The 22,118-nt window shown below is 64.2% G+C and carries 24 protein-coding genes, 1 tRNA gene and 2 rRNA genes; 13 read left to right on the top strand and 14 right to left on the bottom strand.

What is annotated here, in order from left to right; translation table 11 throughout:
* Window positions 1-24: 24 nt before the first annotated feature.
* On the bottom strand, window positions 25-741 hold the full coding sequence (gene ftsE / locus L288_RS36905; protein WP_021239160.1) for a cell division ATP-binding protein FtsE: 717 nt from the start codon (window positions 739-741) through the stop codon (window positions 25-27).
* A gap of 168 nt (window positions 742-909) precedes the next feature.
* On the opposite strand from ftsE, the gene L288_RS0121970 reads away from it, so the two are divergent.
* Window positions 910-1,767: an MJ0042-type zinc finger domain-containing protein gene (locus tag L288_RS0121970; RefSeq protein ID WP_031304662.1), complete on the top strand. Its 858-nt coding sequence runs from the start codon at window positions 910-912 to the stop codon at window positions 1,765-1,767.
* Between the two features lie 162 nt (window positions 1,768-1,929).
* On the opposite strand, the gene L288_RS36900 is transcribed toward L288_RS0121970, so the two are convergent.
* The 3 genes from L288_RS36900 to L288_RS36890 are packed head-to-tail and all read right to left on the bottom strand — an operon-like array spanning window position 1,930 to window position 3,887.
* A complete protein-coding gene (locus L288_RS36900) occupies window positions 1,930-2,835 on the bottom strand; it encodes a pirin family protein (RefSeq protein WP_021239158.1) in 906 nt (301 codons plus the stop codon).
* Window positions 2,832-3,539 carry a glutathione S-transferase gene (locus L288_RS36895; protein ID WP_031304661.1) on the bottom strand — a complete coding sequence of 236 codons (708 nt, stop codon included), beginning with the start codon at window positions 3,537-3,539 and terminating at the stop codon, window positions 2,832-2,834. Before L288_RS36895 ends, L288_RS36900 begins: the two co-directional genes overlap by 4 nt.
* A gap of 60 nt (window positions 3,540-3,599) precedes the next feature.
* Complete coding sequence (locus tag L288_RS36890) at window positions 3,600-3,887, bottom strand: BolA family protein (RefSeq protein ID WP_031304660.1); 288 nt, start codon at window positions 3,885-3,887, stop codon at window positions 3,600-3,602.
* A 44-nt stretch (window positions 3,888-3,931) separates the two neighbouring features.
* Here L288_RS36890 and L288_RS36885 point away from each other — a divergent pair, with 44 nt between their 5' ends.
* The 4 genes from L288_RS36885 to L288_RS36870 all read left to right on the top strand — a co-directional run bounded on the left by L288_RS36885 (window position 3,932) and on the right by L288_RS36870 (window position 8,029).
* Complete coding sequence (locus tag L288_RS36885; protein ID WP_021239155.1) at window positions 3,932-4,549, top strand: DnaJ domain-containing protein; 618 nt, start codon at window positions 3,932-3,934, stop codon at window positions 4,547-4,549.
* A gap of 123 nt (window positions 4,550-4,672) precedes the next feature.
* A complete protein-coding gene (gene cobS, locus L288_RS36880) occupies window positions 4,673-5,680 on the top strand; it encodes a cobaltochelatase subunit CobS (RefSeq protein WP_021239154.1) in 1,008 nt (335 codons plus the stop codon).
* A gap of 4 nt (window positions 5,681-5,684) precedes the next feature.
* The gene (gene cobT / locus L288_RS36875) at window positions 5,685-7,511 is read left to right on the top strand and encodes a cobaltochelatase subunit CobT (protein ID WP_021239153.1); all 1,827 of its coding nucleotides are present in this window, start codon (window positions 5,685-5,687) and stop codon (window positions 7,509-7,511) included.
* Between the two features lie 47 nt (window positions 7,512-7,558).
* On the top strand, window positions 7,559-8,029 hold the full coding sequence (locus L288_RS36870) for a GreA/GreB family elongation factor (protein WP_021239152.1): 471 nt from the start codon (window positions 7,559-7,561) through the stop codon (window positions 8,027-8,029).
* 70 nt (window positions 8,030-8,099) lie between these two features.
* Here L288_RS36870 and L288_RS36865 read toward each other — a convergent pair whose 3' ends face one another.
* The 3 genes from L288_RS36865 to L288_RS36855 all read right to left on the bottom strand — a co-directional run bounded on the left by L288_RS36865 (window position 8,100) and on the right by L288_RS36855 (window position 9,627).
* Window positions 8,100-8,591 carry a Dps family protein gene (locus L288_RS36865; protein ID WP_021239151.1) on the bottom strand — a complete coding sequence of 164 codons (492 nt, stop codon included), beginning with the start codon at window positions 8,589-8,591 and terminating at the stop codon, window positions 8,100-8,102.
* A 117-nt stretch (window positions 8,592-8,708) separates the two neighbouring features.
* The gene (locus L288_RS36860; protein WP_021239150.1) at window positions 8,709-9,278 is read right to left on the bottom strand and encodes a TMEM165/GDT1 family protein; all 570 of its coding nucleotides are present in this window, start codon (window positions 9,276-9,278) and stop codon (window positions 8,709-8,711) included.
* A 16-nt stretch (window positions 9,279-9,294) separates the two neighbouring features.
* Window positions 9,295-9,627, bottom strand: coding sequence for a hypothetical protein (locus tag L288_RS36855; RefSeq protein WP_031304659.1), 333 nt, complete (start codon window positions 9,625-9,627; stop codon window positions 9,295-9,297).
* 220 nt (window positions 9,628-9,847) lie between these two features.
* Between L288_RS36855 and rpmG the strand changes: the two genes are divergently transcribed.
* Window positions 9,848-10,015, top strand: coding sequence for a 50S ribosomal protein L33 (gene rpmG / locus L288_RS36850; RefSeq protein ID WP_007687342.1), 168 nt, complete (start codon window positions 9,848-9,850; stop codon window positions 10,013-10,015).
* Window positions 10,016-10,216: 201 nt separating this feature from the next.
* On the opposite strand, the gene L288_RS36845 is transcribed toward rpmG, so the two are convergent.
* A complete protein-coding gene (locus tag L288_RS36845; RefSeq protein WP_021239148.1) occupies window positions 10,217-12,091 on the bottom strand; it encodes a PhoX family protein in 1,875 nt (624 codons plus the stop codon).
* Window positions 12,092-12,240: 149 nt separating this feature from the next.
* The gene (locus L288_RS36840; protein WP_021239147.1) at window positions 12,241-12,603 is read right to left on the bottom strand and encodes a response regulator; all 363 of its coding nucleotides are present in this window, start codon (window positions 12,601-12,603) and stop codon (window positions 12,241-12,243) included.
* Between the two features lie 72 nt (window positions 12,604-12,675).
* Here L288_RS36840 and L288_RS36835 point away from each other — a divergent pair, with 72 nt between their 5' ends.
* Genes L288_RS36835 through L288_RS36815 form a run of 5 tightly spaced genes read left to right on the top strand, consistent with a single transcriptional unit; the run spans window position 12,676 to window position 15,920 of the window.
* Entirely contained in the window at window positions 12,676-12,972 is a 297-nt protein-coding gene (locus tag L288_RS36835) for a DUF3572 domain-containing protein (protein WP_030540777.1), read from the top strand.
* Window positions 12,969-13,631 carry a hypothetical protein gene (locus tag L288_RS36830; RefSeq protein WP_021239145.1) on the top strand — a complete coding sequence of 221 codons (663 nt, stop codon included), beginning with the start codon at window positions 12,969-12,971 and terminating at the stop codon, window positions 13,629-13,631. Before L288_RS36835 ends, L288_RS36830 begins: the two co-directional genes overlap by 4 nt.
* Window positions 13,621-14,085 (top strand): RidA family protein, encoded by a 465-nt coding sequence (locus tag L288_RS36825; protein ID WP_021239144.1) that lies wholly within the window; start codon window positions 13,621-13,623, stop codon window positions 14,083-14,085. The genes L288_RS36830 and L288_RS36825 overlap by 11 nt, the downstream gene beginning before the upstream one ends.
* A 13-nt stretch (window positions 14,086-14,098) precedes the next feature.
* A complete protein-coding gene (locus L288_RS36820) occupies window positions 14,099-14,794 on the top strand; it encodes a glycerophosphodiester phosphodiesterase family protein (protein WP_269077986.1) in 696 nt (231 codons plus the stop codon).
* Window positions 14,787-15,920 (top strand): GNAT family N-acetyltransferase, encoded by a 1,134-nt coding sequence (locus tag L288_RS36815; protein WP_031304657.1) that lies wholly within the window; start codon window positions 14,787-14,789, stop codon window positions 15,918-15,920. The genes L288_RS36820 and L288_RS36815 overlap by 8 nt, the downstream gene beginning before the upstream one ends.
* Before the next feature lie 4 nt (window positions 15,921-15,924).
* On the opposite strand, the gene L288_RS36810 is transcribed toward L288_RS36815, so the two are convergent.
* Window positions 15,925-16,221, bottom strand: coding sequence for an SEL1-like repeat protein (locus tag L288_RS36810; protein WP_021239141.1), 297 nt, complete (start codon window positions 16,219-16,221; stop codon window positions 15,925-15,927).
* A gap of 197 nt (window positions 16,222-16,418) precedes the next feature.
* On the opposite strand from L288_RS36810, the gene L288_RS36805 reads away from it, so the two are divergent.
* Window positions 16,419-17,696: a multidrug effflux MFS transporter gene (locus L288_RS36805; RefSeq protein ID WP_031304656.1), complete on the top strand. Its 1,278-nt coding sequence runs from the start codon at window positions 16,419-16,421 to the stop codon at window positions 17,694-17,696.
* 57 nt (window positions 17,697-17,753) lie between these two features.
* Here the strand turns inward: L288_RS36805 and L288_RS36800 are convergent, their stop codons facing one another.
* Complete coding sequence (locus L288_RS36800) at window positions 17,754-19,370, bottom strand: amino acid permease (RefSeq protein WP_021239139.1); 1,617 nt, start codon at window positions 19,368-19,370, stop codon at window positions 17,754-17,756.
* 141 nt (window positions 19,371-19,511) lie between these two features.
* Here L288_RS36800 and pgeF point away from each other — a divergent pair, with 141 nt between their 5' ends.
* Window positions 19,512-20,270 carry a peptidoglycan editing factor PgeF gene (gene pgeF, locus L288_RS36795; protein WP_031304655.1) on the top strand — a complete coding sequence of 253 codons (759 nt, stop codon included), beginning with the start codon at window positions 19,512-19,514 and terminating at the stop codon, window positions 20,268-20,270.
* Window positions 20,271-20,637: 367 nt separating this feature from the next.
* On the opposite strand, the gene L288_RS36790 is transcribed toward pgeF, so the two are convergent.
* The 3 genes from L288_RS36790 to L288_RS36780 all read right to left on the bottom strand — a co-directional run.
* Window positions 20,638-20,714: transfer RNA gene (locus tag L288_RS36790), tRNA-Met, on the bottom strand.
* A gap of 157 nt (window positions 20,715-20,871) precedes the next feature.
* Window positions 20,872-20,986 (bottom strand): 5S ribosomal RNA (rrf, locus tag L288_RS36785).
* A 146-nt stretch (window positions 20,987-21,132) separates the two neighbouring features.
* Window positions 21,133-22,118: ribosomal RNA gene (locus L288_RS36780) — 23S ribosomal RNA — on the bottom strand; the annotation flags it as partial.

Here is a 22,118-nt window from a genome sequence, read left to right as displayed (position 1 = left end):
CGGCGGCGCGGCGGTCCGCGCCGGTCATGATTCGGCCGCCGCTTGGCTGCGCGGCGGGTAGCGCAGCAATCCGGTCGGGTCCGACAGCCGCCCCTTGTCCAGCCGCATCATCTGCGCGCCTTCCACCTGACCGATCAGCGGCAGGTCGTGGGTGGCGACGACGATGGTGGTGCCAAGGCGGTTGAGCGCTTCGAACAGGGTCAGCAGGCGGCGGGCCATATCAGCGTCGACGTTGCCGGTCGGCTCGTCCGCCACCAATATTTCAGGCCGTGCGATGACCGCGCGCGCGATGGCGACGCGCTGCTGCTCTCCGCCCGACAGGGTCGCGGGACGTGCTTCGCCCCGGTCGCCCAGCCCTACCCAGTTCAGCATTTCCGACACCGACGCATGGGTTTCCGCCTCCGCCATGCCGGCGACGCGCAGGGGCAGCGCGATATTGTCATAGGCGGACAGATGCGGGACCAGACGGAAGTCCTGGAAGACGACGCCGATGCGGCGGCGGAAGCCGGGCAGGCGGCTGCGGGGCAGCGTCACCACATCCTCCCCGAACAGGCGGATGACGCCTCTGCTGGGCCGCTGCGCAAGGTAAAGGAGCTTCAACAGCGACGTCTTGCCCGCGCCCGATGCGCCGGTAAGGAAGTAGAAGCCGCCGCCGTGCAGGGAGAAGCTGACGTCGGACAGGGTCTCGCTGTCCAGACCATAGCGCAGGCCGACATTTTCGAACTGGACGATCGCCGACATGGTTCAATGAATGCGCCTGCGCGCTCCCTGCTTCCCCGTGGGTTCAGCCATGGCACAGCGGGCAGGGAGCCGTAAAGCCCAAGCCGCGCAGGCTGGCGAGTCGCGGCATGTCGCGGCCCGCTGACGATGCTGCTTGCCCTCGAGTCCAAGCCATGCCTATGAAGCGTCATGATCCTGGTGTGTCCCAATTGCGCCACGCGCTATATTGTGCCGGACAGCGCCGTCGGCCCCCATGGCCGCCAGGTTCGCTGCGCCTCCTGCAAACATAGCTGGTTCCAGGAAGGACCGGCGCTGGACATGCGGGAGGAGATGGCGCCTGCCACCGTCCCGGCCGTTGAGGACGCGCCGCCGCCAGCCGCGCCACCACCGTCTCCGCCGCGTCCGGCCGCTCCCCGCGTTTCTCCTCCGCCATCCGTGGAACCGGAGGCAGAGGAACCGGCGCGCCCTGCACCTTCCGCGGCTCGAACGCCCGCGCCGCAGGCCGTGGCGGAGGAGCCCGCGCGGGCTCCGGCGGCCGCTGCCTATCGCGATTATCGCACCGACGATATCTATGGCCGCGCCGCGCCGGAAGAGGTGGAGGAAGCCGCGCCCCCTGCCCGGCCGCGCCGCAATCGCCTGAAATTATGGACCTATGCAGCGGTGGCCTTCTTCCTGGCCGTGGGAGTGCTGGGAGGCAGCCTCTGGTATTTCGGCGCGCCGAGTTGGGCCGTCAACCTTGGCCTTGTGGCGGAAGAGGGCGATCCCGACCTGCTTTTCTACCTGTCCAAGCCTGCCGAGCGCCGGAAGCTGCCGACCGGCGAGGAATATTTCGCGTTCGGCGCGCGGATCGTGAACAGCGGCAAGGAAACGCTGCCGGTGCCGCCGGTGCTGGTGCAACTGCGCGACCAGCAGAACCGGCTGGTGTTCAGCTGGACAACGAAGGCGGATCGCAACAGCCTGAAACCCGGCGAGGAAGCGTCGATCAACGAAAGCCGGATCGATATCCCTAAAAATGCCGAGAATCTGTCGCTGACCTTCGTTCAGTAGCTGCTTTGCCGGGGAAGCAGGGCGGCATGCCGTCAAGCGCTGTGCCGGATCTGCCCTAATCAACGGGTAAAATGCCGCCTGGAGGGCGCTCTTGCAGGCATCGGAACCGGGCTCCCGCCTGCGCAGGAGCATGGTTCTCATATTCCCATTGGTGAGGTTGCGCTAAGGGTAGCTCACCGTCTTGGGGCGGCCTTTCGGGATCGGGATGAATTCCTGATCGTCGCCGGGGATCAGAGGGAAGCGCATCGCTTCCCAATCCTCGCGCGCCTGATAGAGGCGCTCGGTGGTCGATGAGACGAAATTCCACCAGACATGGCGCGGCGTTTTGAAGGCTTCCCCGCCGCAATAGATGACCCTGCCGCCATCGACGCTCATCAGCGTGGCGCGCGTGCCTGGGCGCAGGACATAGAGGGTCTGGGGCAGCAGAGCCACGCCGTCCAGCGCCGCGTCGCCGCCCGCGACATAGATTGCGCGCTCATCGGCATCGGTGTCGATCGGAACCTTGCCGCCGGGCGATAGCTGGATATCGGCATAGATGGTGTCGGCATAGGTCGTGACCGGCGCGCTTTCGCCCCATAGCGTGCCCATGATCACCCGCGCGCGGGCGTGGCCGCAATCCACCATGGGCAAGCCGCCCTCGCTCACATGCTCGAAAGCGGGCTCCATCTCCTCCCGCCCGTCGGGAAGGGCAAGCCAGGTCTGGATCGCCGAAAGCTTGGATTGCTTCGCCCGCTCGGCGTCGGGCGATCGTTCGGAATGGACGATGCCGCTGCCCGCCGTCATCAGATTGACCGCGCCCGGCTCGATCAGCTGCTCCGTCCCCAGCGAATCGCGATGCAGGAACGCGCCTTCGAACATATAGGTGACGGTGGCGAGGTTGATGTGCGGGTGGGGCCGCACGTCGATGCCCTGCCCCGGCCCGATCCGCGCCGGGCCCGCCTGATCGAAGAAGATGAAGGGCCCCACCATCGTCCGCTCTCGCGCTGGCAGCGACCTGTGGACACGAAAGTCGCCCAGATCATGCGTGGTGGGCGTGATCGTCTGGATGATGAGTTCGTCAAGGATCATGGGGCGTCCAGTTCGGGATAATGGCGGAAGACGCCTTGATCGTTGAACGAAAGACGCCGGTTGCTGCCGAAATAATCCTGCAATTCGGGCAGCGCGGCAACCCGCCCATGCAAATCCTCGACCCGGGCATAGCGTCCCGCCAGCGTCGCCATGCGCAGCGGGAACGCGTAGCGCAGCCCTTCGACCAGATGGAAAAACGACAGGTCCGCATAGCTCCATCGCTCCCCAGCCAGCCATCCGCCCGCTTCGCTGGCGAGCGCATGGTCGAAATAGGCCAGATATTTGGGAATGCGCTGATCACGAAAGCCATGGGCGGCGCGCAGCGCTTCGGCCTTCTGCTCCTCATAATAGAGCGCGGAGGACAGGGGATGGTGCACGTCATGCGCTTCGGCCACCATGTCCATGATGGTCAACTGCACCTGCAACAGCCAATAGCGCGCCTTGAGACCGGAAGGCCCGCATTCATGCCGTTCGGCAAGGTAGAAGAGAATATTGGCCGTCTGCGCGATCGTCCGTCCGTCGGTGGCGATATAGGGCGGCGCGAAGGCGGGCCCGGCGTCGTGCCGGGCCATGTCGGCGATCAGCGCCTCCGCGCCGTCCTCCCGCGCGCGGTCGCGATAGGGGATCGCGCACGCCTCAAGGGTCAGGCGGACAAATTCGCCGCGGCCCGGAATGGAGGGCCAGTACCAGAAGTCATAAGCCATGCGCCGCTCCTCGCCCCGCATCAAGCAGGGCGTGAACGCATGAGGCGCGCTTTCGTCTCCTTAGGTTTCGCCCGGCGCGCGCGCCTTGATCGCGAGGGCATGCACCTTGTCGCGCAGCAGTTCGGCGAGCGCGGCGTTCACCATGCGCTGGCGGGCGACACGGCTCTGCCCTGCGAATTGGGCCGACACGATTTCCACCGTGAAGTGACTTTCGCCCGATCCGTCATGACCGGCATGGCCGCGATGCTTGTCGCTGTCGTCGAGAACGGCGAGATGTTCGGGCGACAGGGCGGCGCGCAGCCGCGCTTCAATTTCCGTGGCCACCGGGCCTTTCAGTTGAGTGCTCATGGCCCCTATATAGAGGTTTTGCATGAACCCTGCACAGGACAATCTTGGCCAGCGATCCTTTCTCGACCCGCCGTTTCAACCGTTTCCATGGCCGCGTGGAAAGCGACCGCCCCTGCGCGGTCGAAGGCTGCCCGGAGCCAGGCGAATTCCGCGCGCCGCCGCTGGAAGGCAGCCGGTCCAGCCAGGAAGGGCCGCGCTGGCGCTGGCTGTGCCTGGACCATGTCCGCGCCTTCAACCAGGGTTATAATTTCTTCACCGGCATGAGCCCGGAAGAGATCGCCGCCGCCCAGCGCCCCTATGCAGGGTGGGAAAGGGAGACGCGGGCCTTTTCCTCCAACGCCGCCAGCCCGCCGCCGCGCTGGTCGGACTTTCAGGACCCGCTCGACGCGATCGGGGCCAAGTTCAAGGAACGGGTGGCGAAGGCGCGCGCCGACAATCAGATGCGGCAGGACGGCAAGTTCCTGTCGAACGAGGACCGCAAGGCGCTGTCGGTGATGTGCCTTCCCATCGACGCGGATCGCAAGGCGCTGCGGCAGCGTTATACCGAACTTCTGCGCCGCTACCATCCCGACCATAATGGCGGCGACCGCAGCCATGAAAGCGCGTTGCAAGGCGTGATCGAGGCCTATGGCCTGCTGCGCAAGGCGGCGGCCTTCGCCTGACCGCGCGCAAAGGCCATTTCGTGAAAAGGGGCTGCTTGATCGGGAAATCAGGAAGCCCCACTCTATCGACACGCCCTTCCCTGATCGGTTAGGGGCTGGAAAGACCATACAGAAAGACTGCGCATGACCGACATTCCCAACGTCCAGCCCGATACCCGGTCCGAAACGCTGCTGGCCGCGCCCGACCGCGAGGTGGACGCGCGGGAAGTGTTCGGGGTGGATGTCGACCTCAAGATCCCGGCCTTTTCCGAAGCCGACGAGCGCGTGCCCGATCTGGACCCCGCCTATGTGTTCGACCCGGACACGACGCTGGCGATCCTGGCGGGCTTCGCCTTCAACCGCCGCGTGATGGTGCAGGGCTATCACGGCACAGGCAAGTCGAGCCATATCGAACAGGTCGCCGCCCGCCTGCGCTGGCCGTGCATCCGCATCAACCTGGACGCGCATATCAGCCGCATCGACCTGGTCGGCCGCGACGCCATCGTGCTGCGCGAAGGTCAGCAGGTCACCGAATTCCGCGAAGGCCTGCTCCCCTGGGCGTTGCAACGGCCTGTCGCGCTGGTCTTCGACGAATATGATGCGGGGCGCCCCGACGTGATGTTCGTGATCCAGCGCGTGCTGGAAACCGACGGCAAGATGACGCTGCTCGACCAGAATCGCGTCATCCGCCCGAACCCCTGGTTCCGCCTGTTCGCCACGGCCAATACGGTGGGCCTGGGCGACACCACCGGCCTTTATCACGGCACGCAGCAGATTAACCAGGGCCAGATGGACCGCTGGAACCTGGTGGTGACGCTGAACTATCTGCCCGCCGCGACCGAAGCGCAGATCGTCCTCGCCAAGTCGGGCGAATATGATCATGAAGGCGGCCGCAAGGAAGTTGAGAATATGATCAAGGTGGCGGAACTCACCCGCCAGGGCTTCATCAACGGCGACATTTCTACGGTGATGAGCCCGCGCACCGTGATCAGCTGGGCGCAGAACGCGCTGATCTTCAAGAATGTCGGCTTCGCCTTCCGCCTTTCCTTCCTCAACAAGTGCGACGAGGCGGAACGGCCGCTGGTGGCGGAATATTATCAGCGGGTATTCGGCAAGGACCTGCCGGAGAGCGTGGCGCACCGGGCGGCCTGACGGCATGGCCGAACGTTCGCCCCTGGACGCATTCAAGGACGTGCTGTCCGGCACGGCGCGGGCGATCGCGCGCGATGCGGAGGTGGAGGTGGGCTTCACCGCCGACGCGCCGCATATGGCGGGCAAGGCGATCAAGGTGCCAACGCCCGGCCGCAACCTGCCCGCCGATCAGGTGGCGCTGGCGCGCGGCTTTGCCGACGCCAACGCCCTGCGGCTGCGGCATCACAACAGCCGCCTGCACAACAGCGCCGCGCCCGCCGACGCCACGGCGCGGGCGGTCTATGACGCGGTGGAGCAGGCGCGGGTCGAAGCGATCGGATCGCGCGCGATGGAAGGGGTGCGCGCCAACCTCAATCATGCGCTGGACCTGAAACTCAAGTCCGACCCGCTGCGCCGCGCGCGGTCGGCGGACGAAGTGCCGCTGTCCACGGCGCTCGCGCTCAAGGTGCGCGAGCGGCTGACGGGCCAGGCCATCCCCAAGGAAGCCGCCGCGGGCATGGCGATGGTCGATCAATGGATCGAGGACAAGGCCGGTGCGGACCTCGACGCGCTGGGCCTCGCGATCGACGACCAGCGCGCCTTTCAGAAGATGGCGCAGGCGATGCTGGAGCATCTGCAACTCGTCGAAGCCGACATGCCCCCCGAACCGGACGAGCCGGAACCCGACGAGCAGGGCGAGGATGACGAGGACGCGCCGGACGAAGGCGATTCGGGCGAGGATCAGGCTGGCGACAGCGACATGAACGCCGAAGCGCGCGCCGACGACAGCGGCGGCGACACGGAGGAAGGCGACACCGACTATAGCGAGGAGTTCGACGCCGACAGCGACGAAGGCGCCGACGACATGGGCGAGGAGGGCATGATGCCGGTCCGCCCCAACCGGCCGCTGTCCGACCTGCCGCCCGGCTTCGACTACAAGCCCTATACCCAGTTGCATGACGAGATCGTCACGGCGGAGGATCTGTGCGACGAGGATGAGCTGCTGCGGCTGCGCGGCTTTCTGGACCAGCAGCTCACCAGCCTTCAGGGCGCGGTGACCAAGCTCGCCAACCGGCTGCAACGGCGGCTGATGGCGCAGCAGTCGCGGTCATGGGACTTCGATCAGGAGGAAGGGCTGCTGGATGCGGCGCGGCTCGCCCGGATCGTCATCGATCCCACCCGTTCGCTGTCCTACAAGGTGGAGCGCGACACGGAGTTTCGCGACACGGTCGTGACGCTGCTGATCGACAATAGCGGATCGATGCGCGGGCGGCCGATCAGCATCGCTGCGATCAGCGCCGACATATTGGCGCGCACGCTGGAGCGCTGCGGCGTCAAGACGGAGATTCTGGGCTTCACCACCCGCGCCTGGAAGGGCGGGCAGAGCCGGGAAGACTGGCTGGCGGCGGGCCGTCCGCCCATGCCGGGGCGGCTCAATGATCTGCGCCACATCATCTACAAGAAGGCGGACGAGCCCTGGCGGCGCGCGCGCAAGAATCTGGGCTTGATGATGCGCGAGGGGCTGCTGAAGGAGAATATCGACGGCGAAGCGCTGCTATGGGCGCATAACCGCCTGATCGCCCGGCACGAGGAACGCCGCATCCTGATGGTGATTTCCGACGGCGCGCCGGTCGATGATTCCACCTTGTCGGTGAACAGCGGCACCTATCTGGAGCGGCATTTGCGGCAGGTGATCGAATGGATCGAGGCCCGGTCGCCGGTCCAACTGGTGGCGATCGGCATCGGTCATGACGTCACCCGCTATTACCGCCGCGCCGTGACCATCATGGATGCCGAACAATTGGGCGGCACGATGGTGGAGCAGCTTGCGGGGCTGTTCGACGAGGATTGAAAGCCGCTCGCGCGCTTCCAATCTCAACCCTTTGTCAGGAGAGTGCCATGAGCGTCGCCTTCCGCCGCGAGAGCGACGAGGAGCATCTGGAACCCAGCTTCGAACTGCCGCTGCCACTTGGTCCCAATTGGGTGACGGCGCGCGGCCTGCGGCTGACGCGGGAGAAGGTGGACGCGCTGGAGGCAGCCCTTACCGGGGAGATGTCCGAGGAGGACGCGAAGAAGCTCAAGCGCGAACTGCGTTACTGGCGCACCCGGCTGGCGACGGCGGAACTGCGGCCGGTGCCCGATGGGGGCACGGTGGCGTTCGGCACATGCGTTACCTACCGGCAGAATGGCGCCGAAAAGACGGTCACTATCGTCGGCGATGACGAGGCGGACCCCAATGCGGGGCTGATCAGTTTTTCCTCCCCCCTCGCCCGCGCGATGATGGATGCGGAAGCCGGTGAGCAAGTGGAGTTCGGCCCCAGGGGCGGCATGCTCGACATCATCGCGATCAGCGCCGTCCAGCAGGACTGAAGGCGCAGAGGCCGCAGAGAACAACCCCCACGCCCTCCGCGCCTCCGTGTGAAAATATTTTAACGGCCGGTCAGGCGTTCCTGCCCGCTTCGAACAGGAACCAGGCCCGTTCCTCCGCTTCGTCGGTCCAGTCGTCGACAATGCCTTCGGTCGCATTGTCGCCTGCCTCGGCCGCCGCGGCCTTCGCGGCGCGGAGCGATTCGACAAGGCGCAGATTATCTTCGCGCAGTTCGTTCAGCATGTCGCCGGGGCTCACATAATCGGCGTCATTGTCCTTGAGCGATTGATGGCGGGATATGTCGCCGATCGACCGCAGCGTCGTGTTGCCGGTCTTGCGCACGCGTTCGGCAATGGCGTCGGTCGTGGCCAGGATCTGCGCCGCCTGCTCGTCGAACATCAGATGATAGTCGCGGAAATGCGGGCCGGACACGTGCCAATGGAAATTCTTGGTCTTGAAATACAGCGCATAGCTGTCCGCCAGCACGCCGTTCAGCGCTTCGGCTACCGACTTGGTGGCGTTGCTGCGCAGGTCCGTCGGGGTTTTGAGATCGGGTGCGGTCATGCCTTGCTCCTGAGTCCAAATGGTTTCGGCCGTATAATGATCTGCTCACGAGAAGGTGCCATGACAAGAGCGGAAATTCCTCCTGAAATCCTCGCTTAGTCTGATGAAGCGGATCGATCAGTCGATCAGGCCAAGTGCCGACACCGCCGCGCCCAGCCCTGACGCCAGGAAGATGGCCGCTCCGCCAATGCGGAGGGCGCGCAGGGAAATGGCCCTGGTCAGCTGGTCACGCAGCAATATCGCGGGAATCAGGGCCGCCATCATGCCCAGCGCTCCGCCCAGCCCCGCCAGCACGGGATCAGCGGTCCGGGCGGCGATGCCCAGGATCAGGAATTGCGGCCCATCGCCAAAGCCCAGGATGAAAAGCCCCAGCGCCGATGTCAGGAAAGGCCCGGTGGGCCAGTCGGCCAGCGGATCGGGCTGCTTGACCGGCCACAGCATTCCGCCGCCCAGCATCAGCAGGGCGAGCGCCAGGAACAGCAATCGCGCCTGCGAACCGAGCATGGGGCCGATCAAGGCTCCGGCAAATGCGGCGAGCGCTGCGTTCGCGGCTACGGCCAGGGCCGCTCCCGCGATCACCGCGCCGTCGCTGCGGAAGCGGGCGCTCAGCATCAGCGCCAGAAGCTGGCTCTTGTCGCCGATGCCGCCCAGCAGGCACCCCAGCAGCGCGGTCAGCAACGCATCCATCAGTGGCGATCAGAGGTCAAAGCGCGATCGAGGGCCCGGCGCTGGCGGCCGGTCTTGCCGCCACCGGCAGCGGAACGACGTCCCCGCCGGGACGCTCGGCAGCGATCGCATCGCGCATCAGGTCCAGATAGGACAGCACCACCGGACCCATGCCCTGCAACGACAGCGCCGATTGCAGCGTGCAGGCCAGGCCTTCGACGCTGTCTATATGATAGGCGCGTGACAAATGGCGGATCTGGTCAAGCTCCTCGCGCAGCCACAGGTCGCTCCAATGGCCCCGCTGCCCGGCAAGGCCGTCGACCCGCGCGAGCAGATCTGCAAGAATGGCCAGCATCGGATCATGTCGCATGGAGAATTCTCCCCTGTCCCCTTGGCGTCTTCCATGCAGGATGCCTGGGGAAGGTTAAGGCCGCGTAAAGTCTAAGCCCAGCGCTTGCCCGCCAGCGGCTTCGTCTTGACATGGCGCCGAATCTCCCCCATGGGCGGCTGCTGAAACGGGGCGGCCCTTTTTCGAAAGATTGAGGGGGCCGCTTTTCTTTTTCACGATATTACGACCAGGAACCAGGGCCATGGCCAAGCCAGCAACCGTCAAGATTCGCCTCGTCAGCTCGGCTGACACCGGCTTCTTCTACGTCACCAAGAAGAATCCGCGCACGAAGACCGAGAAGCTGAGCTTCCGTAAATATGACCCGGTCGTGCGCAAGCATGTCGAGTTCAAGGAAGCCAAGATCAAGTGATCCGAAGGCGGGTTCGCCCGCCTGGGTCCCTTTGAGCGGCTGAACGAAAAGGCCCGTCCCATGTGGGAGCGGGCCTTTCCTTGTTCATGCCGGACGTTCCGCGACGCTCGGTTCGAGCGTGACCGAGAGCAGGGTGAGCGGCCGCCCGGCGGCCATCGCGGCGAAGGGAGGAAGGGGACATGCGCCCCCTCCTCCGGCTGATCAGTTGCCGACCGGCTGGCCGTCATTGCGGGTGATGACGACAGTCGACGAGCGCGGCTGCTGCCCCGCGACCGGCCAGTTGCCCGTGGGATGCTGGATGTTGACGAAGAAGGTCTTGAGGTCCGGCGTATAGGCGATGCCGGTGATCTCGCAGCCCTCCGGCCCGACCAGGAAGCGCTTGGATTGCTTGCTGGTCTGGTCGACATAGAACATCGCATTGTGGCCGAAAGCCTGGTCGATGGTCGTGCCGGTCACACCCGAATTGCCGGGAACGCTATGGTCGGTCTGCACCCAGAGGCGGCCCTGCGGGTCGATGCGGATGCCATCGGGGCTGGAGAAGGTATCGCCCTTGATGTCGCCCACCAGGTTCGATCCGCCAGCGGACAGGCCGGGATCGCCCGCCAGCAGGAAGATTTCCCAGGTGAAGGTCGTCGCCAGCGGCGAATTGTCCTTCTCCTTGAACTTGATGATGTGGCCGTGAAGGTTGCGGATGCGGGGATTGGCCGCGTCGGCGACCCGGCGGCTGCTATTGTTGGTGAGCGTGCAGTAGACGGCGCTGTTGTCGGGCGCGACGGTCAGCCATTCGGGCCGGTCCATCACGGTGCCGCCAGCAACACGCGCCGCCGACTTGGTGTTGATCAGCACATCGGCATCGGTGTTGAAGTTGACAATCGCAGGGGTGGGCGGTGTCGTGCTCTGGCTGACATTGCCGGGGTCCGACGCGCCGGGCAGCAGGCCATTCTGTCCCTGCACCAGCGCCCGCCATTCGCCCGATCCGTCCGCATTGAAGCGCGCGACATAGAGCGTGCCATGGTCCAGCATATCGGTATTGGCGGCGCGATTGCTGGAGTTGTAGGCACGGTCGCACACGAATTTGTAGATGCAGCCGGGTGTGCTGTCATCGCCCATGTAGAAGGCAACGCGCTTGTTGCTGTCGGTCATGTGCGCGACATTTTCGTGGTCGAAGCGGCCGAGGGCCGTGCGCTTGGTCGGCTGCGCCAATTCCTGATAGGGATCGATTTCCACGACCCAGCCGTAATTATTCTCAGGCTGCGTGGGGTCGAGATAATTGTCGGTGGTTTCCTCGCAGGTGAGGTAGGTGCCCCAGGGCGTGCGGCCCGACGAGCAGTTGTTCAGCATGCCCTTGATCGTGTTGGACAGCAGGCCCGAAGCCGGACCGCTCGCCTTGTAACTGCTGTTGCCGGTGTAGCGCTTGTTGTAGCGCGAACCCGCCTTCACCGCCCATTTGCCGTCCGTGCCCTTGGCCACTTCGACGACCGAGATGCCGACGGCGGAAAGCGCCAGCGCCTTCTGATCCGCGCTGGCGGTCGCGGCATCGTAGCTGCCGGAAAAAAGGATGTTGTAGTCGGCAAGCTCATGGTTGATGGCCAGCAGCCCGCCCTGATTGGCGTCGGTGCCCGACAGCTCGAAATATTCCATGCCGTCATGATTGCCGCCTGCCCATTTTTCGGCGTCGGCGGGCGTCGGATAGCTGCCCGAATAGGGCGTGCCCGCCTCGACGGAATCGCCGGCCTTCAGCAGCACGTCGACCGTATAGCCGTTGGGCACGGTGACCGTGTCATTCTGATTGGCCGCAACCGAGGCGAACGCGATCGAATAGCTGGGCGCGGGCGCCGGAGTGGGTGTCGGGCTGGGGGTGGGCGAAGGCGATCCCGAATTATCGTCATCATCGTCGTCACAGGCGGCAAGCGCGCCGAGCATCGGCAGGATGGACAGGCCCAGAAGGCCATTCTTCAGGACGGAACGGCGGCCCGGATTGGCCGCGACAATGGCTTCCAGGCTATCGTCGCCCGCCGTGATCGTCGGCTGGGCATCACGAAACGGCGCGCGCGCTTCGTCGGTCAGATGAGACATGCTGTTACCCCTATTGCAAATCGGGCTGTCCGCCGCTTGCGGCGCCCATGGCGAAGGGGGTTGGCAGAGCCGGATGAAATCAGGACTTCATTTCAGAGACACGGCGATGAAAGCCGCATGACGGTCCGATGACGATCTTGGCCCGGACGTTACAGCAGCGCGTTCACCTGCTCCATGAAGCGCAGCACGGAAATCGGCTTTGACACATAGGCTTGCGCCCCCGCGCCGCGAATCCGGTCTTCATCGCCCTTTCCGGCATAGGCGGTGACGGCCATGACCGGCACGGCCGACAGGCGCGGATCGCGCTTCAACGATATGATGAGGTCAAGGCCGCTGACATGCGGCAGGTGGATGTCGGTGATCACCAGGTCCGGGCGAAACTCCAGCGCCTGCGCCACGACATCGCGGCCATCGCGCAAGGGCAGCACTTCATGCCCGTGCGCGCGCAACAGATCGCAAAAAAGTTTGAGATTGAGTTCGTTGTCCTCGACAACGAGCACGCGCTTTGCCACCAGTCACCCGCGTTTCGATCATGCGCACAGGATATGCGCTTTTATACATCAGCCTCTCGCCGAGAATTCATCATGCGTTCCCATGACCCCGAAGGCAAGCAGGATAGCCAGGACGATGCCCAGGAAGCAGGAACGCTGGCGCTGCTGGCGCTCGCCTGGACATTGAGCGACGAGCGCCGGGCGGATCGCCTGCTGGCGCTCACCGGGCTGGACGCCGATGCCCTGCGCGCGGGCGTCGGCAATCCGGCGGTGCTGGGCGCAGTGCTGGATTTCCTGGCCGATCATGAGCCCGACCTGATCGCCTGCGCCGAATCGATCGGCACGACGCCCACGCAGTTGATCGGGGTCAAAGCGAGGCTCCGTTCATGACCCGTCCCCTCATCATCACCGATTGCGACGAAGTGCTGCTGCACATGGTGGTTCCGTTCCGCCAGTGGCTGGACGAGCATCACAATGTCCATTTCGACATGCGCGAGCCCGGCTTCGTCGAAGCGTTGCGCCACAAGGACAGTGGCGTGCCGCTTGAACGCGAGCTGGTCTGGCGGCTGCTCATCGGCTTCTTCGATACGGAAATGCACCGGCAACGGCCGATCGCGGGCGCGATCGAGGCGCTTGGCCGCTTGTCGCGCATCGCCGACATCGTCGTGCTCACCAATATCGGCGAGCGTCATCACGGGCTGCGAATCGAGCAACTGGCCGCGCACGGCCTGCATCATCCGGTCCACTGGAACCAGGGAGGCAAGGGCCCGCCGCTCGCCGCCATCGTCGCTGACCGCAAACCTTCCGCCGCTCTCTTCATCGACGATCTGGCGGAACATCATGCCTCCGTGGCCCAGCATGCGCCGGACGTCTGGCGGCTGCACATGGTCGGCGAGCCCGAACTGGCCCCCGCCATCGCCGCCGCGCCGCTTGCCCATGCGCGGATCGACAACTGGCATGCGGCCGAACAATGGATCGCCGAGCGGCTGGCCCAAGGCCCCGCTCCTTCCGACACCCCGCCATCCGATGGAGCCCTGCATGAGCGTTGAAGCCCGGCTTGCCGAACTGAATATCACCCTTCCCGAAGCCGCCGCGCCTGTCGCCGCCTATGTCGCCACTGTCGAAGCGAACGGGCTGCTGCATATTTCCGGGCAGATCTCGCTGTCCGAAGGGCAGTTGATGACTGGCCGTCTGGGTGAGGACCGCGACCTCGACTTTGGCGTCAAGGCGGCGCGCGCCTGCGGCCTCAACCTCATCGCGCAGATGAAGGCGGCGCTCGGCAGCCTGGATCGCGTCGAACGGATCGTAAAGCTGGGCGCGTTCATCAGCAGCGCGCCCGGCTTCACCGACCAGCCCAAGGTCGCCAACGGCGCGTCGGAACTGATGGTCGAAATATTCGGCGAAGCGGGCAAGCATGCGCGCAGTGCGGTGGGCGTCCCCGTCCTGCCGCTGGGCGCTGCGGTCGAAATCGACGCTGTGGTCCTTGTCCGGCCCGCTGCCTGATCGAATCGCCTTCCTGACCGAACGGCCCTTTGCCCATCGCGGGCTGCATGGGCCGGGGGTCAGTGAAAACGGCATGGCGGCTTTCCGCGCGGCGATCGCTGCGGGGCATGGCATCGAATGCGATGTGCGGCTGAGCCGGGACGGCGTGGCCATGGTTTTCCACGATGCGGCGCTGTCGCGCATGACCGGCGTGGAAGGCGAGCTGTCCGCATGGACCGCCGCGCGGCTTGATCAGATGACGCTGCGTGACGGCGGAACCATCCCACGGCTCGACGCCTTGCTCGCGCTGTGCGGGACGGAGGTGCCGCTGCTGATCGAAATCAAGGTGATGGGGCGGCATGCCGGCCCGGTCTGTGAAGCGGTCGCGCGCGATCTGGCCCGGCACAGCGGCGCGAAGGCGGCGGTCATGTCCTTCAACCCGATCGCCATGCGCTGGTTTGCCCGGCGCATGCCCCGGATGGCGCGCGGGCTGGTCGTGACGGAGCAAGGGGCTCAAGGCTGGCGCGCGCAGGCCCGGCGCGGACTTGCGCTTTGGCTTGCCCAACCCGATTTTGTGGCCTGTGATATTCGCGACCTGCCTTCCCCCCTTTCCACCCGTGCCCGCGATGAAGGGCTGCCGGTGCTGACCTGGACCGTGCGCACGGATGATGATCGCGCGCGCGCCGCGCGCCATGCCAACCAGATCATTTTCGAGGCCGCGGGTGACTGAGTGCGTGGCCAGGGTCGCGAGCGGCATCGCGGAACTGCCGCGCGACCAATGGGACGCGTGCGCTGGCACCGCCAATCCCTTCATGAGCTGGGACTTTTTGGCAGCGCTGGAAAAATCGGGCAGCGTCGGCCCCGGCACGGGGTGGCAGCCGCTGCCGCTGCTGATCGATGGCGCTGACGGGCGGATCGCCGCAGCAGCGCCGCTATATGGCAAGACGCATAGCCAGGGCGAATATGTGTTCGACCATGGCTGGGCCGATGCGTGGGAGCGCGCCGGGGGACGCTATTATCCCAAGATTCAGCTTTGCGCGCCCTTTTCGCCCGTACCAGGCCCTCGCCTGCTGCTGCGCGATCCTTTGCTCGCCCCCGCGTTGATCGCGGGGATCGAAACGGTGGTCGACCGCAATACGCTCTCATCGGCGCACGCGACCTTCATCGAACCGGCGCAGCTTGCGCTGTTCGAAGCGGCGGGCTGGTTGATCCGGGAGGACATCCAGTTTCACTTCACCAACAAAGGCTATCGCGATTTCGATGATTTCCTCACCAGCCTGTCCAGCGCGAAGCGGAAGAATATCCGCAAGGAACGGGCGCGAGCGGTCGAGGGGCTCGACATTGTCCACCTGACCGGGGCTGGCCTGCGCGAGGAACATTGGGACGATTTCTGGCGCTTCTATCAGAATACGGGGGCGCGCAAATGGGGGCGGCCCTATCTTACCCGTGCCTTCTTCTCCCTGCTGGGCGAAAGCATGCCGGATCGCGTTCTGCTGGTGCTGGCGCAGAGGCAGGGCCGGTCCATCGCGGGCGCGCTGAACCTGATCGGCGAAGATGCGCTCTACGGCCGCTACTGGGGCTGTACCGAAGACGTCCCCAACCTGCATTTCGAGCTATGCTATTATCAGGCGATCGATGCCGCCATCGCGCGGGGCCTGTCGCGTGTCGAGGCTGGAGCGCAGGGCGGTCATAAACTGGCGCGCGGCTATGCGCCCGAACCGACCTATTCCGCTCACTATCTGCCCAATCCCTCTTTCCGCCGGGCCGTGGCCGATTTTCTGGCGGAGGAACGGGCCAGCGTGGAACGCGATCGCGCCTGGCTGTCCGAGCGCGCGCCGTTCCGCAAGCCCGGCTGAGCTTCTAGGCGGCGCGGAGCTGCGCCGTGGCGATCATGGCACGCGCCTGGCGTTGCGCCTCGGCGATTTCCCGCGCCGTCATTTCCTCCGCAATCTCGGCGCGCATCGCCTGGGCCTCTTCGCTGCCCTGCAAGGCGGCGAGGTTGAACCATTTATGCGCCTCCACCAGATCGACGGGCAGGTCGCCGGTGCCGCAGCTATAGGCGACACCCAGTTCGAAACAGACTTCCGCCGATTCGAACGCCGGGTTCGACCTGCGGCTTTCGATCAGAAATTGCGCACTTTTCAGACTGTTCGCCATTACCGAATCCCCCTCATGGATTTCGACTGCATGGTTCTCCACGAGGGGCAAAATGGACGGACCGTGATAAAAAATAGTTAACGCGGCTTTTGGAAATGCGGCGGCGCGCGCGGGCAGGCTTGGAGCAGCAGGGTTAATGCGCTGAAATTCCGATCAAGGGGTGGCGCATGCGGGGGATTATCCCCATAGCCAGCCGCATGACCGCTTCCCCGGAAATCACAGCGCCGGTCCGGCCGAAAAAGGACATACCGTTTCGCGAGTTCGTTCTCCTTTCCGCCTGCCTGATCGCGATGAATGCCCTGTCGATCGACCCGATGCTGCCTGCCCTGCCGGACATCGGCCGGGACCTTGGCATCGCGCAACCCAATGACCGGCAGCTGATCATCAGCGTCTATTTCATGGGGCTGGGTATCGGGTCGCTGCTGTTCGGCGTGCTGTCCGACCGTTTTGGCCGCAAGAAGGTGCTGGGCAGCGCGATGGCGCTGTTCATCCTGTCCTCGGTCGTTTGCGCCAGCGCGCAGAGCTTCGCCATGATGCTCACCGGGCGCGCGATGGCGGGCTTTTTCGCGGGCTCCAGCAGGGTGATCGCCGTCAGCATCATCCGCGACCGGTTCCGCGGCGACGCCATGGCGCGCGTCATGTCGTTGATCTTCGCCGTCTTCATGCTGATCCCGGTCATCGCGCCCGCCTTCGGGCAAGCGATCCTGTGGATAGCGCCGTGGCGCTGGATCTTCTGGATATTGTCCATCCTGACGACGCTGATCCTGCTGTGGATGCTGATCCGCCTGCCTGAAACATTGGCGCGCGAAAATCGCATCCCCATCAGCATTTCGTCCTTGCTGCGTACAGTAAAGCTGATCGTCACCACCCGCAGTTCGATCGGCTATATGCTGGCCAGCGGCGTGGCGATGAGTGGGCTGATCGGCTTCATCCTCTCCATCCAGCAGATTTTCTTCGACGTGTTCGACGCGCAGGCCATCTTCCCCTTCGCCTTCGCGGCGATGGCGGGCAGCATGGGGATCGGCAGTCTGGTGAACAGCCGCCTCGTCTCGCGCTTCGGCGCGCGGCGGCTGAGCCAGGGCGCGCTGCTGGGCCTGATCCTCACGAATATCGTGCATGTGATTGTCATATTGACGGGCCTTGAGACGCTGGTCAGCTTCCTCATCCTTCAGTCCGTGACCATGCTGATGGTGTCGTTCACCGCTTCCAATTTCAGCTCCATTTCCATGGAGCCCTTCTCCAGGGGAGCGGGCGCGGCCTCGTCCTTTCAGTCCTTCCTGACGACCGCTGTCTCCAGCGCGCTCGGCAGCCTGGTCGGCCTGTCCTTCGACGGATCGACCCTGCCGCTGACAGTCGGCATGCTGAGCTTCGGCATATTGTCCCTAATGGTCATCCTTTGGGCGGAACGCGGGAAGCTGTTCACCCGCCCCCATCTTGGTGAGTTGCGCGAACCGGAGATCGGCGCGGTTCGCTGACAAAAAAAGGGGGGAGAAAAAAAGGGGGGAGACAGCGCTCCCCCCTTTCCTCATCCTTCAGGCGTCACGCCCGCCTGGCGTCGGCGCGCCGGGCATCGGCGGCACCGGCTGCGGCGGAATGCCGCTGTCCTGCTCATGCGTTTCGATCAGCCCCCGCGCCACATGGCTCTTGCGATGGCCATAGAGGAAATAGAGCAGCAGCCCCAAGCCGCCCCAGACCGGCAGCACCAGTTGCGCGTCGACCGGCAGGTTAAAGAACAGGAACACGCACCCGAAGCCTGCCGCCGGCGCGATCAGCCAGATGAAGGGCGTCCTGAATGGACGCGCGCGATGGGGGTCCCTGACCCGCAGGACCATGACGGCGATCGACACCATGAAGAAGGCAAAGAGCGTGCCGGAATTGGAAATGTCGGCCAGTTGCCCCACGGGCAGCAGGGCGGCGGCGATCGCGACAAAGACCCCGGTCACCATCGTCACGACATGCGGCGTCTTGAAGCGGGGATGGATGCTCGCGAGCTTTTCGGGCAGCAGCCCGTCACGCGCCATGACGAAGAAGATGCGCGTCTGGCCGAACATCATCATCAGGATGACCGAAGGCAGCGCCAGATTGGCGGCGAGGCCCAAGGCGTTGCCAACGACCGTCCAGTTGATCGACCGCAGCACATGGGCCAGCGCCTCGTTCGAACAGACCAGATCATTGGCATGGGCCGCGGTGGCGCAGGCGGCGGCAAAGCCCTGCGATCCAGGCGCGACCACCGAACCATCGGGCCCAAGCACCGGCTGGGCGCCAATGGCCCCGATCGCCCCGGCGGCGACCAGTAGATAGAAGATGGTGCAGAGCGCGAGGCTGCCGATCAGGCCGATCGGCACGTTTCGCTGCGGGTTCTTGGTTTCCTCAGCCGCCGTCGAAACAGCGTCGAACCCGACATAGGCGAAGAAGATGGACGCCGCCGCGCCCACGATGCCCATGCCGCTGGTCCCTTCGGGGCCGAACCATCCGTTGGGCGCGAAGGGCGAGAAATTGCCGGTGTCGAGCGCGGGCAGCGTCAGGAGGATGAAGGCGGTGAGCGCCGTCACCTTGATCGCCACCAGAACCGCATTGACGCGGGCGCTTTCCGTGGTGCCGATCACCAGCAACGCGGTCACTGCCAGCGCAACGACGATGGCCGGGATATTGATCATGCCATGCGTGAAGTCGGCATGGGGGATCAGGCCATTCATCGTCCAGACGGGCCCCGCAGACAAAGCCTGTGGTAATTCTAGCCCGGTAAGGCTTTTCATGAGGCCCATGAAATAGCCTGACCACCCCACCGAAACGGCGCTGGCGGCGACGGCATATTCCAGTATCAGCGCCCATCCGACCATCCAGGCCAGCAATTCGCCGACCACGGCATAGGTATAGGTATAGGCCGAGCCGGAGACCGGCACCATCGACGCGATTTCGGAATAGCAGAGCGCCGCGAAGGCGCAGACCGCGCCCGCTATGACGAAGCTCCACATCATGCCCGGCCCCGCCTTTTGCGCGGCGGCGGCGGTCAGCACGAAAATGCCGGTGCCGATGATCGCGCCGACGCCCAGCAGCGTCAGTTGGACCGGCCCCAATGTGCGGACGAGGGATTTCTTTTCGGCTGTTGCCAATATGGCGTCCAGCGGCTTGATGCGCCCGAAGATCATGAATGGAGCCCTTTGTCTCGATGCCTTGCCCGGGGGCGGCCAGGTGGCCGCTCTCCTCTTTTCTATGATCATGAGACTATCGCCTAATCGAGCGCGCGCAAGTATGTTGCGCAACGCCGACACAGAATAAGGAAGCCAATGATGATCGAACTGCTGCGGGCGGCGTCCCTTGGCGATGTGCCCCATGGTTTCGCGGGCCGCCAAGGGGGTGTGTCTGGCGGAATTCATGCCGGTCTGAATGTCGGCCTGGGATCAGAGGATGAGCGGGACGCCATCTTGCGCAACCGCGAGCTGGCGCGCGACGCTCTCCTCCCCGGCGCTCAGCTGGTGACGGTGCGTCAGGTTCACTCCCCCGATGTTGTGACCGTCACGGCGCCGATTCCTGAAGCCGATCGCCCGGCCGCCGATGCGATGGTAACTGACCGTCCAGGGCTGATATTGGGCATATTGACGGCGGATTGCGTACCCGTGCTGCTCGCCGATCCCGAGGCCGGAGTGGTAGGCGCGGCACATGCGGGCTGGAAAGGAGCGCTCAACGGCGTCACTGACCGGACCGTCGAGGCGATGGAGGCGCTGGGGGCGAGGGCCGGGCGAATTCGCGCCGCTATAGGGCCCTGTATCGGGCGCGCATCTTATGAAGTGACATTGGACTTTGCTCGGACCTTCGAAGATCAGGATGGCGGAAATGCGCGCTTCTTCAGCGCGGGGCGGGAAGGCCACTGCCAGTTCGACATTGCCGCCTATGTCGCCGCACGGCTTGCGGACGCTGGGCTCGAGCGGGTCGAGTTGTTGGACGAGGACACCTACAGCCAGCCCCACCGCTTTTATAGCTACCGCCGCTCCTGCCATCGCGGGGAAAGCAGCTACGGCCGCCAGATTTCGATGATCGCGGTGGGATGAGTGCCGTGAATGAACCTCGTCCCCAGCAGCTTCGAACGTTGATTGCCGTTGCCTATACTCGCAACGCGGAGTGATCCGCCTCCCCGTCAATTACGAAGCGGTGTATCGCATGCCATCGCCGAGATGGAGCAGCATTGGGCAACGTGAGACGCCAGCGCCTCGCGCAAAGCAATCCGCAGGCTGATCGAGACGATGGTCGTCCATCGGGGCACGGCCGAGGCGGCAGCCATCGTCCGCTGGAACTGCACGGCGATCTGTTCAGGATGATTGAGCTTGCTGAGACTGCTGCTGCTGGCGGAAGCGGCAGGGGCCCGAACGCACGAAAGCCTCAGCGCATGGGCGCTGGGGCTTTCGTGTGACCTTGTTTTGGTTGCGGGAGTAGGATTTGAACCTACGACCTTCAGGTTATGAGCCTGACGAGCTACCGGGCTGCTCCATCCCGCGACACTTTTGTTTTCCTCAAGCGCCTGCGGCTGCATCGGCAGCCTTGGCTATCCTTGCATAAGCTCGGGCGGCCAGTTGGCCTTGCGGGCCTTTGGCCCGTTGGCTTGGGCCTGAAGAGGTGTGAATGGGTTTGTTATTCCAAAGCGCGAGCTTCAATGCCTGGCGACGCCCTACTCTTCCGGGGCTTGAGCCACAGTACCATCGGCGCAGACTGGTTTCACGGCCGAGTTCGGGATGGGATCGGGTGGGTCACAGACGCTATGGTCACCAAGCAATGAAGCTTGCGCTTTGGGTTATAATCGATGCCGTGCACTTTATTGGCGTTGAGTTATCTGGCTTGAGGTGATCACCACATCGCTGACACTTCGCTGTTGCCAGCACTGTCATTGATGGTGGGACTCGCTTCTTATCGAAGCATTCAAGCGCGATCAGAGCGATTAGGACTGGTTAGCTCCATGCGTTACCGCACTTCCACATCCAGCCTATCAAGGTCGTGGTCTACGACCGCTCGAAGAAATCTTATCTTGAGGGAGGCTTCCCGCTTAGATGCTTTCAGCGGTTATCCCGTCCATACATAGCTACCCTGCTGCGCCGTTGGCACGACGACAGGTACACCAGAGGTATGTTCAACCCGGTCCTCTCGTACTAGGGTCAACTCCTCTCAAATTTCGACGCCCACGGCAGATAGGGACCAAACTGTCTCGCGACGTTCTGAACCCAGCTCACGTACCACTTTAATTGGCGAACAGCCAAACCCTTGGGACCTGCTCCAGCCCCAGGATGTGATGAGCCGACATCGAGGTGCCAAACGATTCCGTCGATATGAGCTCTTGGGAATCATCAGCCTGTTATCCCCGGCGTACCTTTTATCCGTTGAGCGATGGCCCTTCCACGAGGGACCACCGGATCACTATGACCGACTTTCGTCTCTGCTCGACTTGTCAGTCTCGCAGTCAGGCGGGCTTATGCCATTGCACTCTAACAGACGGTTTCCAACCGTCCTGAGCCCACCATCGCGCGCCTCCGTTACTCTTTAGGAGGCGACCGCCCCAGTCAAACTACCCGCCACAGAGGGTCCCTGCACCGGATAACGGTGCGAGGTTAGACATCAGAAAACAACAGGGTGGTATTTCACCTATGGCTCCACGGCAACTGGCGTCACCGCTTCAAAGCCTCCCACCTATGCTACACAGTTCTTTCCTAATGCCACTCTGAAGCTGCAGTAAAGGTGCACGGGGTCTTTCCGTCTAACCGCGGGTACTCCGCATCTTCACGGAGAATTCAATTTCGCTGAGCATATCCTGGAGACAGTGGGGAAGTCGTTACGCCATTCGTGCAGGTCGGAACTTACCCGACAAGGAATTTCGCTACCTTAGGACCGTTATAGTTACGGCCGCCGTTTAC

The sequence above is a fragment of the Sphingobium quisquiliarum P25 genome (genome assembly GCF_000445065.1).
GTDB lineage: Bacteria > Pseudomonadota > Alphaproteobacteria > Sphingomonadales > Sphingomonadaceae > Sphingobium > Sphingobium quisquiliarum.
Note: the sequence above shows the minus strand (reverse complement) of the source record. Positions and strands in the feature narration are given on the sequence as shown.

Bases quoted from the DNA above. Each gene is read 5' to 3' on its own strand.
- ftsE (WP_021239160.1), bottom strand. From the start codon at position 741: ATGTCGGCGATCGTCCAGTTCGAAAATGTCGGCCTGCGCTATGGTCTG.
- L288_RS0121970 (WP_031304662.1), top strand. From the start codon at position 910: ATGATCCTGGTGTGTCCCAATTGCGCCACGCGCTATATTGTGCCGGAC.
- L288_RS36900 (WP_021239158.1), bottom strand. From the start codon at position 2,835: ATGATCCTTGACGAACTCATCATCCAGACGATCACGCCCACCACGCAT.
- L288_RS36895 (WP_031304661.1), bottom strand. From the start codon at position 3,539: ATGGCTTATGACTTCTGGTACTGGCCCTCCATTCCGGGCCGCGGCGAA.
- L288_RS36890 (WP_031304660.1), bottom strand. From the start codon at position 3,887: ATGAGCACTCAACTGAAAGGCCCGGTGGCCACGGAAATTGAAGCGCGG.
- cobS (WP_021239154.1), top strand. From the start codon at position 4,673: ATGACCGACATTCCCAACGTCCAGCCCGATACCCGGTCCGAAACGCTG.
- cobT (WP_021239153.1), top strand. From the start codon at position 5,685: ATGGCCGAACGTTCGCCCCTGGACGCATTCAAGGACGTGCTGTCCGGC.
- L288_RS36870 (WP_021239152.1), top strand. From the start codon at position 7,559: ATGAGCGTCGCCTTCCGCCGCGAGAGCGACGAGGAGCATCTGGAACCC.
- L288_RS36865 (WP_021239151.1), bottom strand. From the start codon at position 8,591: ATGACCGCACCCGATCTCAAAACCCCGACGGACCTGCGCAGCAACGCC.
- L288_RS36860 (WP_021239150.1), bottom strand. From the start codon at position 9,278: ATGGATGCGTTGCTGACCGCGCTGCTGGGGTGCCTGCTGGGCGGCATC.
- L288_RS36855 (WP_031304659.1), bottom strand. From the start codon at position 9,627: ATGCGACATGATCCGATGCTGGCCATTCTTGCAGATCTGCTCGCGCGG.
- rpmG (WP_007687342.1), top strand. From the start codon at position 9,848: ATGGCCAAGCCAGCAACCGTCAAGATTCGCCTCGTCAGCTCGGCTGAC.
- L288_RS36845 (WP_021239148.1), bottom strand. From the start codon at position 12,091: ATGTCTCATCTGACCGACGAAGCGCGCGCGCCGTTTCGTGATGCCCAG.
- L288_RS36835 (WP_030540777.1), top strand. From the start codon at position 12,676: ATGCGTTCCCATGACCCCGAAGGCAAGCAGGATAGCCAGGACGATGCC.
- L288_RS36830 (WP_021239145.1), top strand. From the start codon at position 12,969: ATGACCCGTCCCCTCATCATCACCGATTGCGACGAAGTGCTGCTGCAC.
- L288_RS36825 (WP_021239144.1), top strand. From the start codon at position 13,621: ATGAGCGTTGAAGCCCGGCTTGCCGAACTGAATATCACCCTTCCCGAA.
- L288_RS36810 (WP_021239141.1), bottom strand. From the start codon at position 16,221: ATGGCGAACAGTCTGAAAAGTGCGCAATTTCTGATCGAAAGCCGCAGG.
- L288_RS36805 (WP_031304656.1), top strand. From the start codon at position 16,419: ATGACCGCTTCCCCGGAAATCACAGCGCCGGTCCGGCCGAAAAAGGAC.
- L288_RS36800 (WP_021239139.1), bottom strand. From the start codon at position 19,370: ATGATCTTCGGGCGCATCAAGCCGCTGGACGCCATATTGGCAACAGCC.
- pgeF (WP_031304655.1), top strand. From the start codon at position 19,512: ATGATCGAACTGCTGCGGGCGGCGTCCCTTGGCGATGTGCCCCATGGT.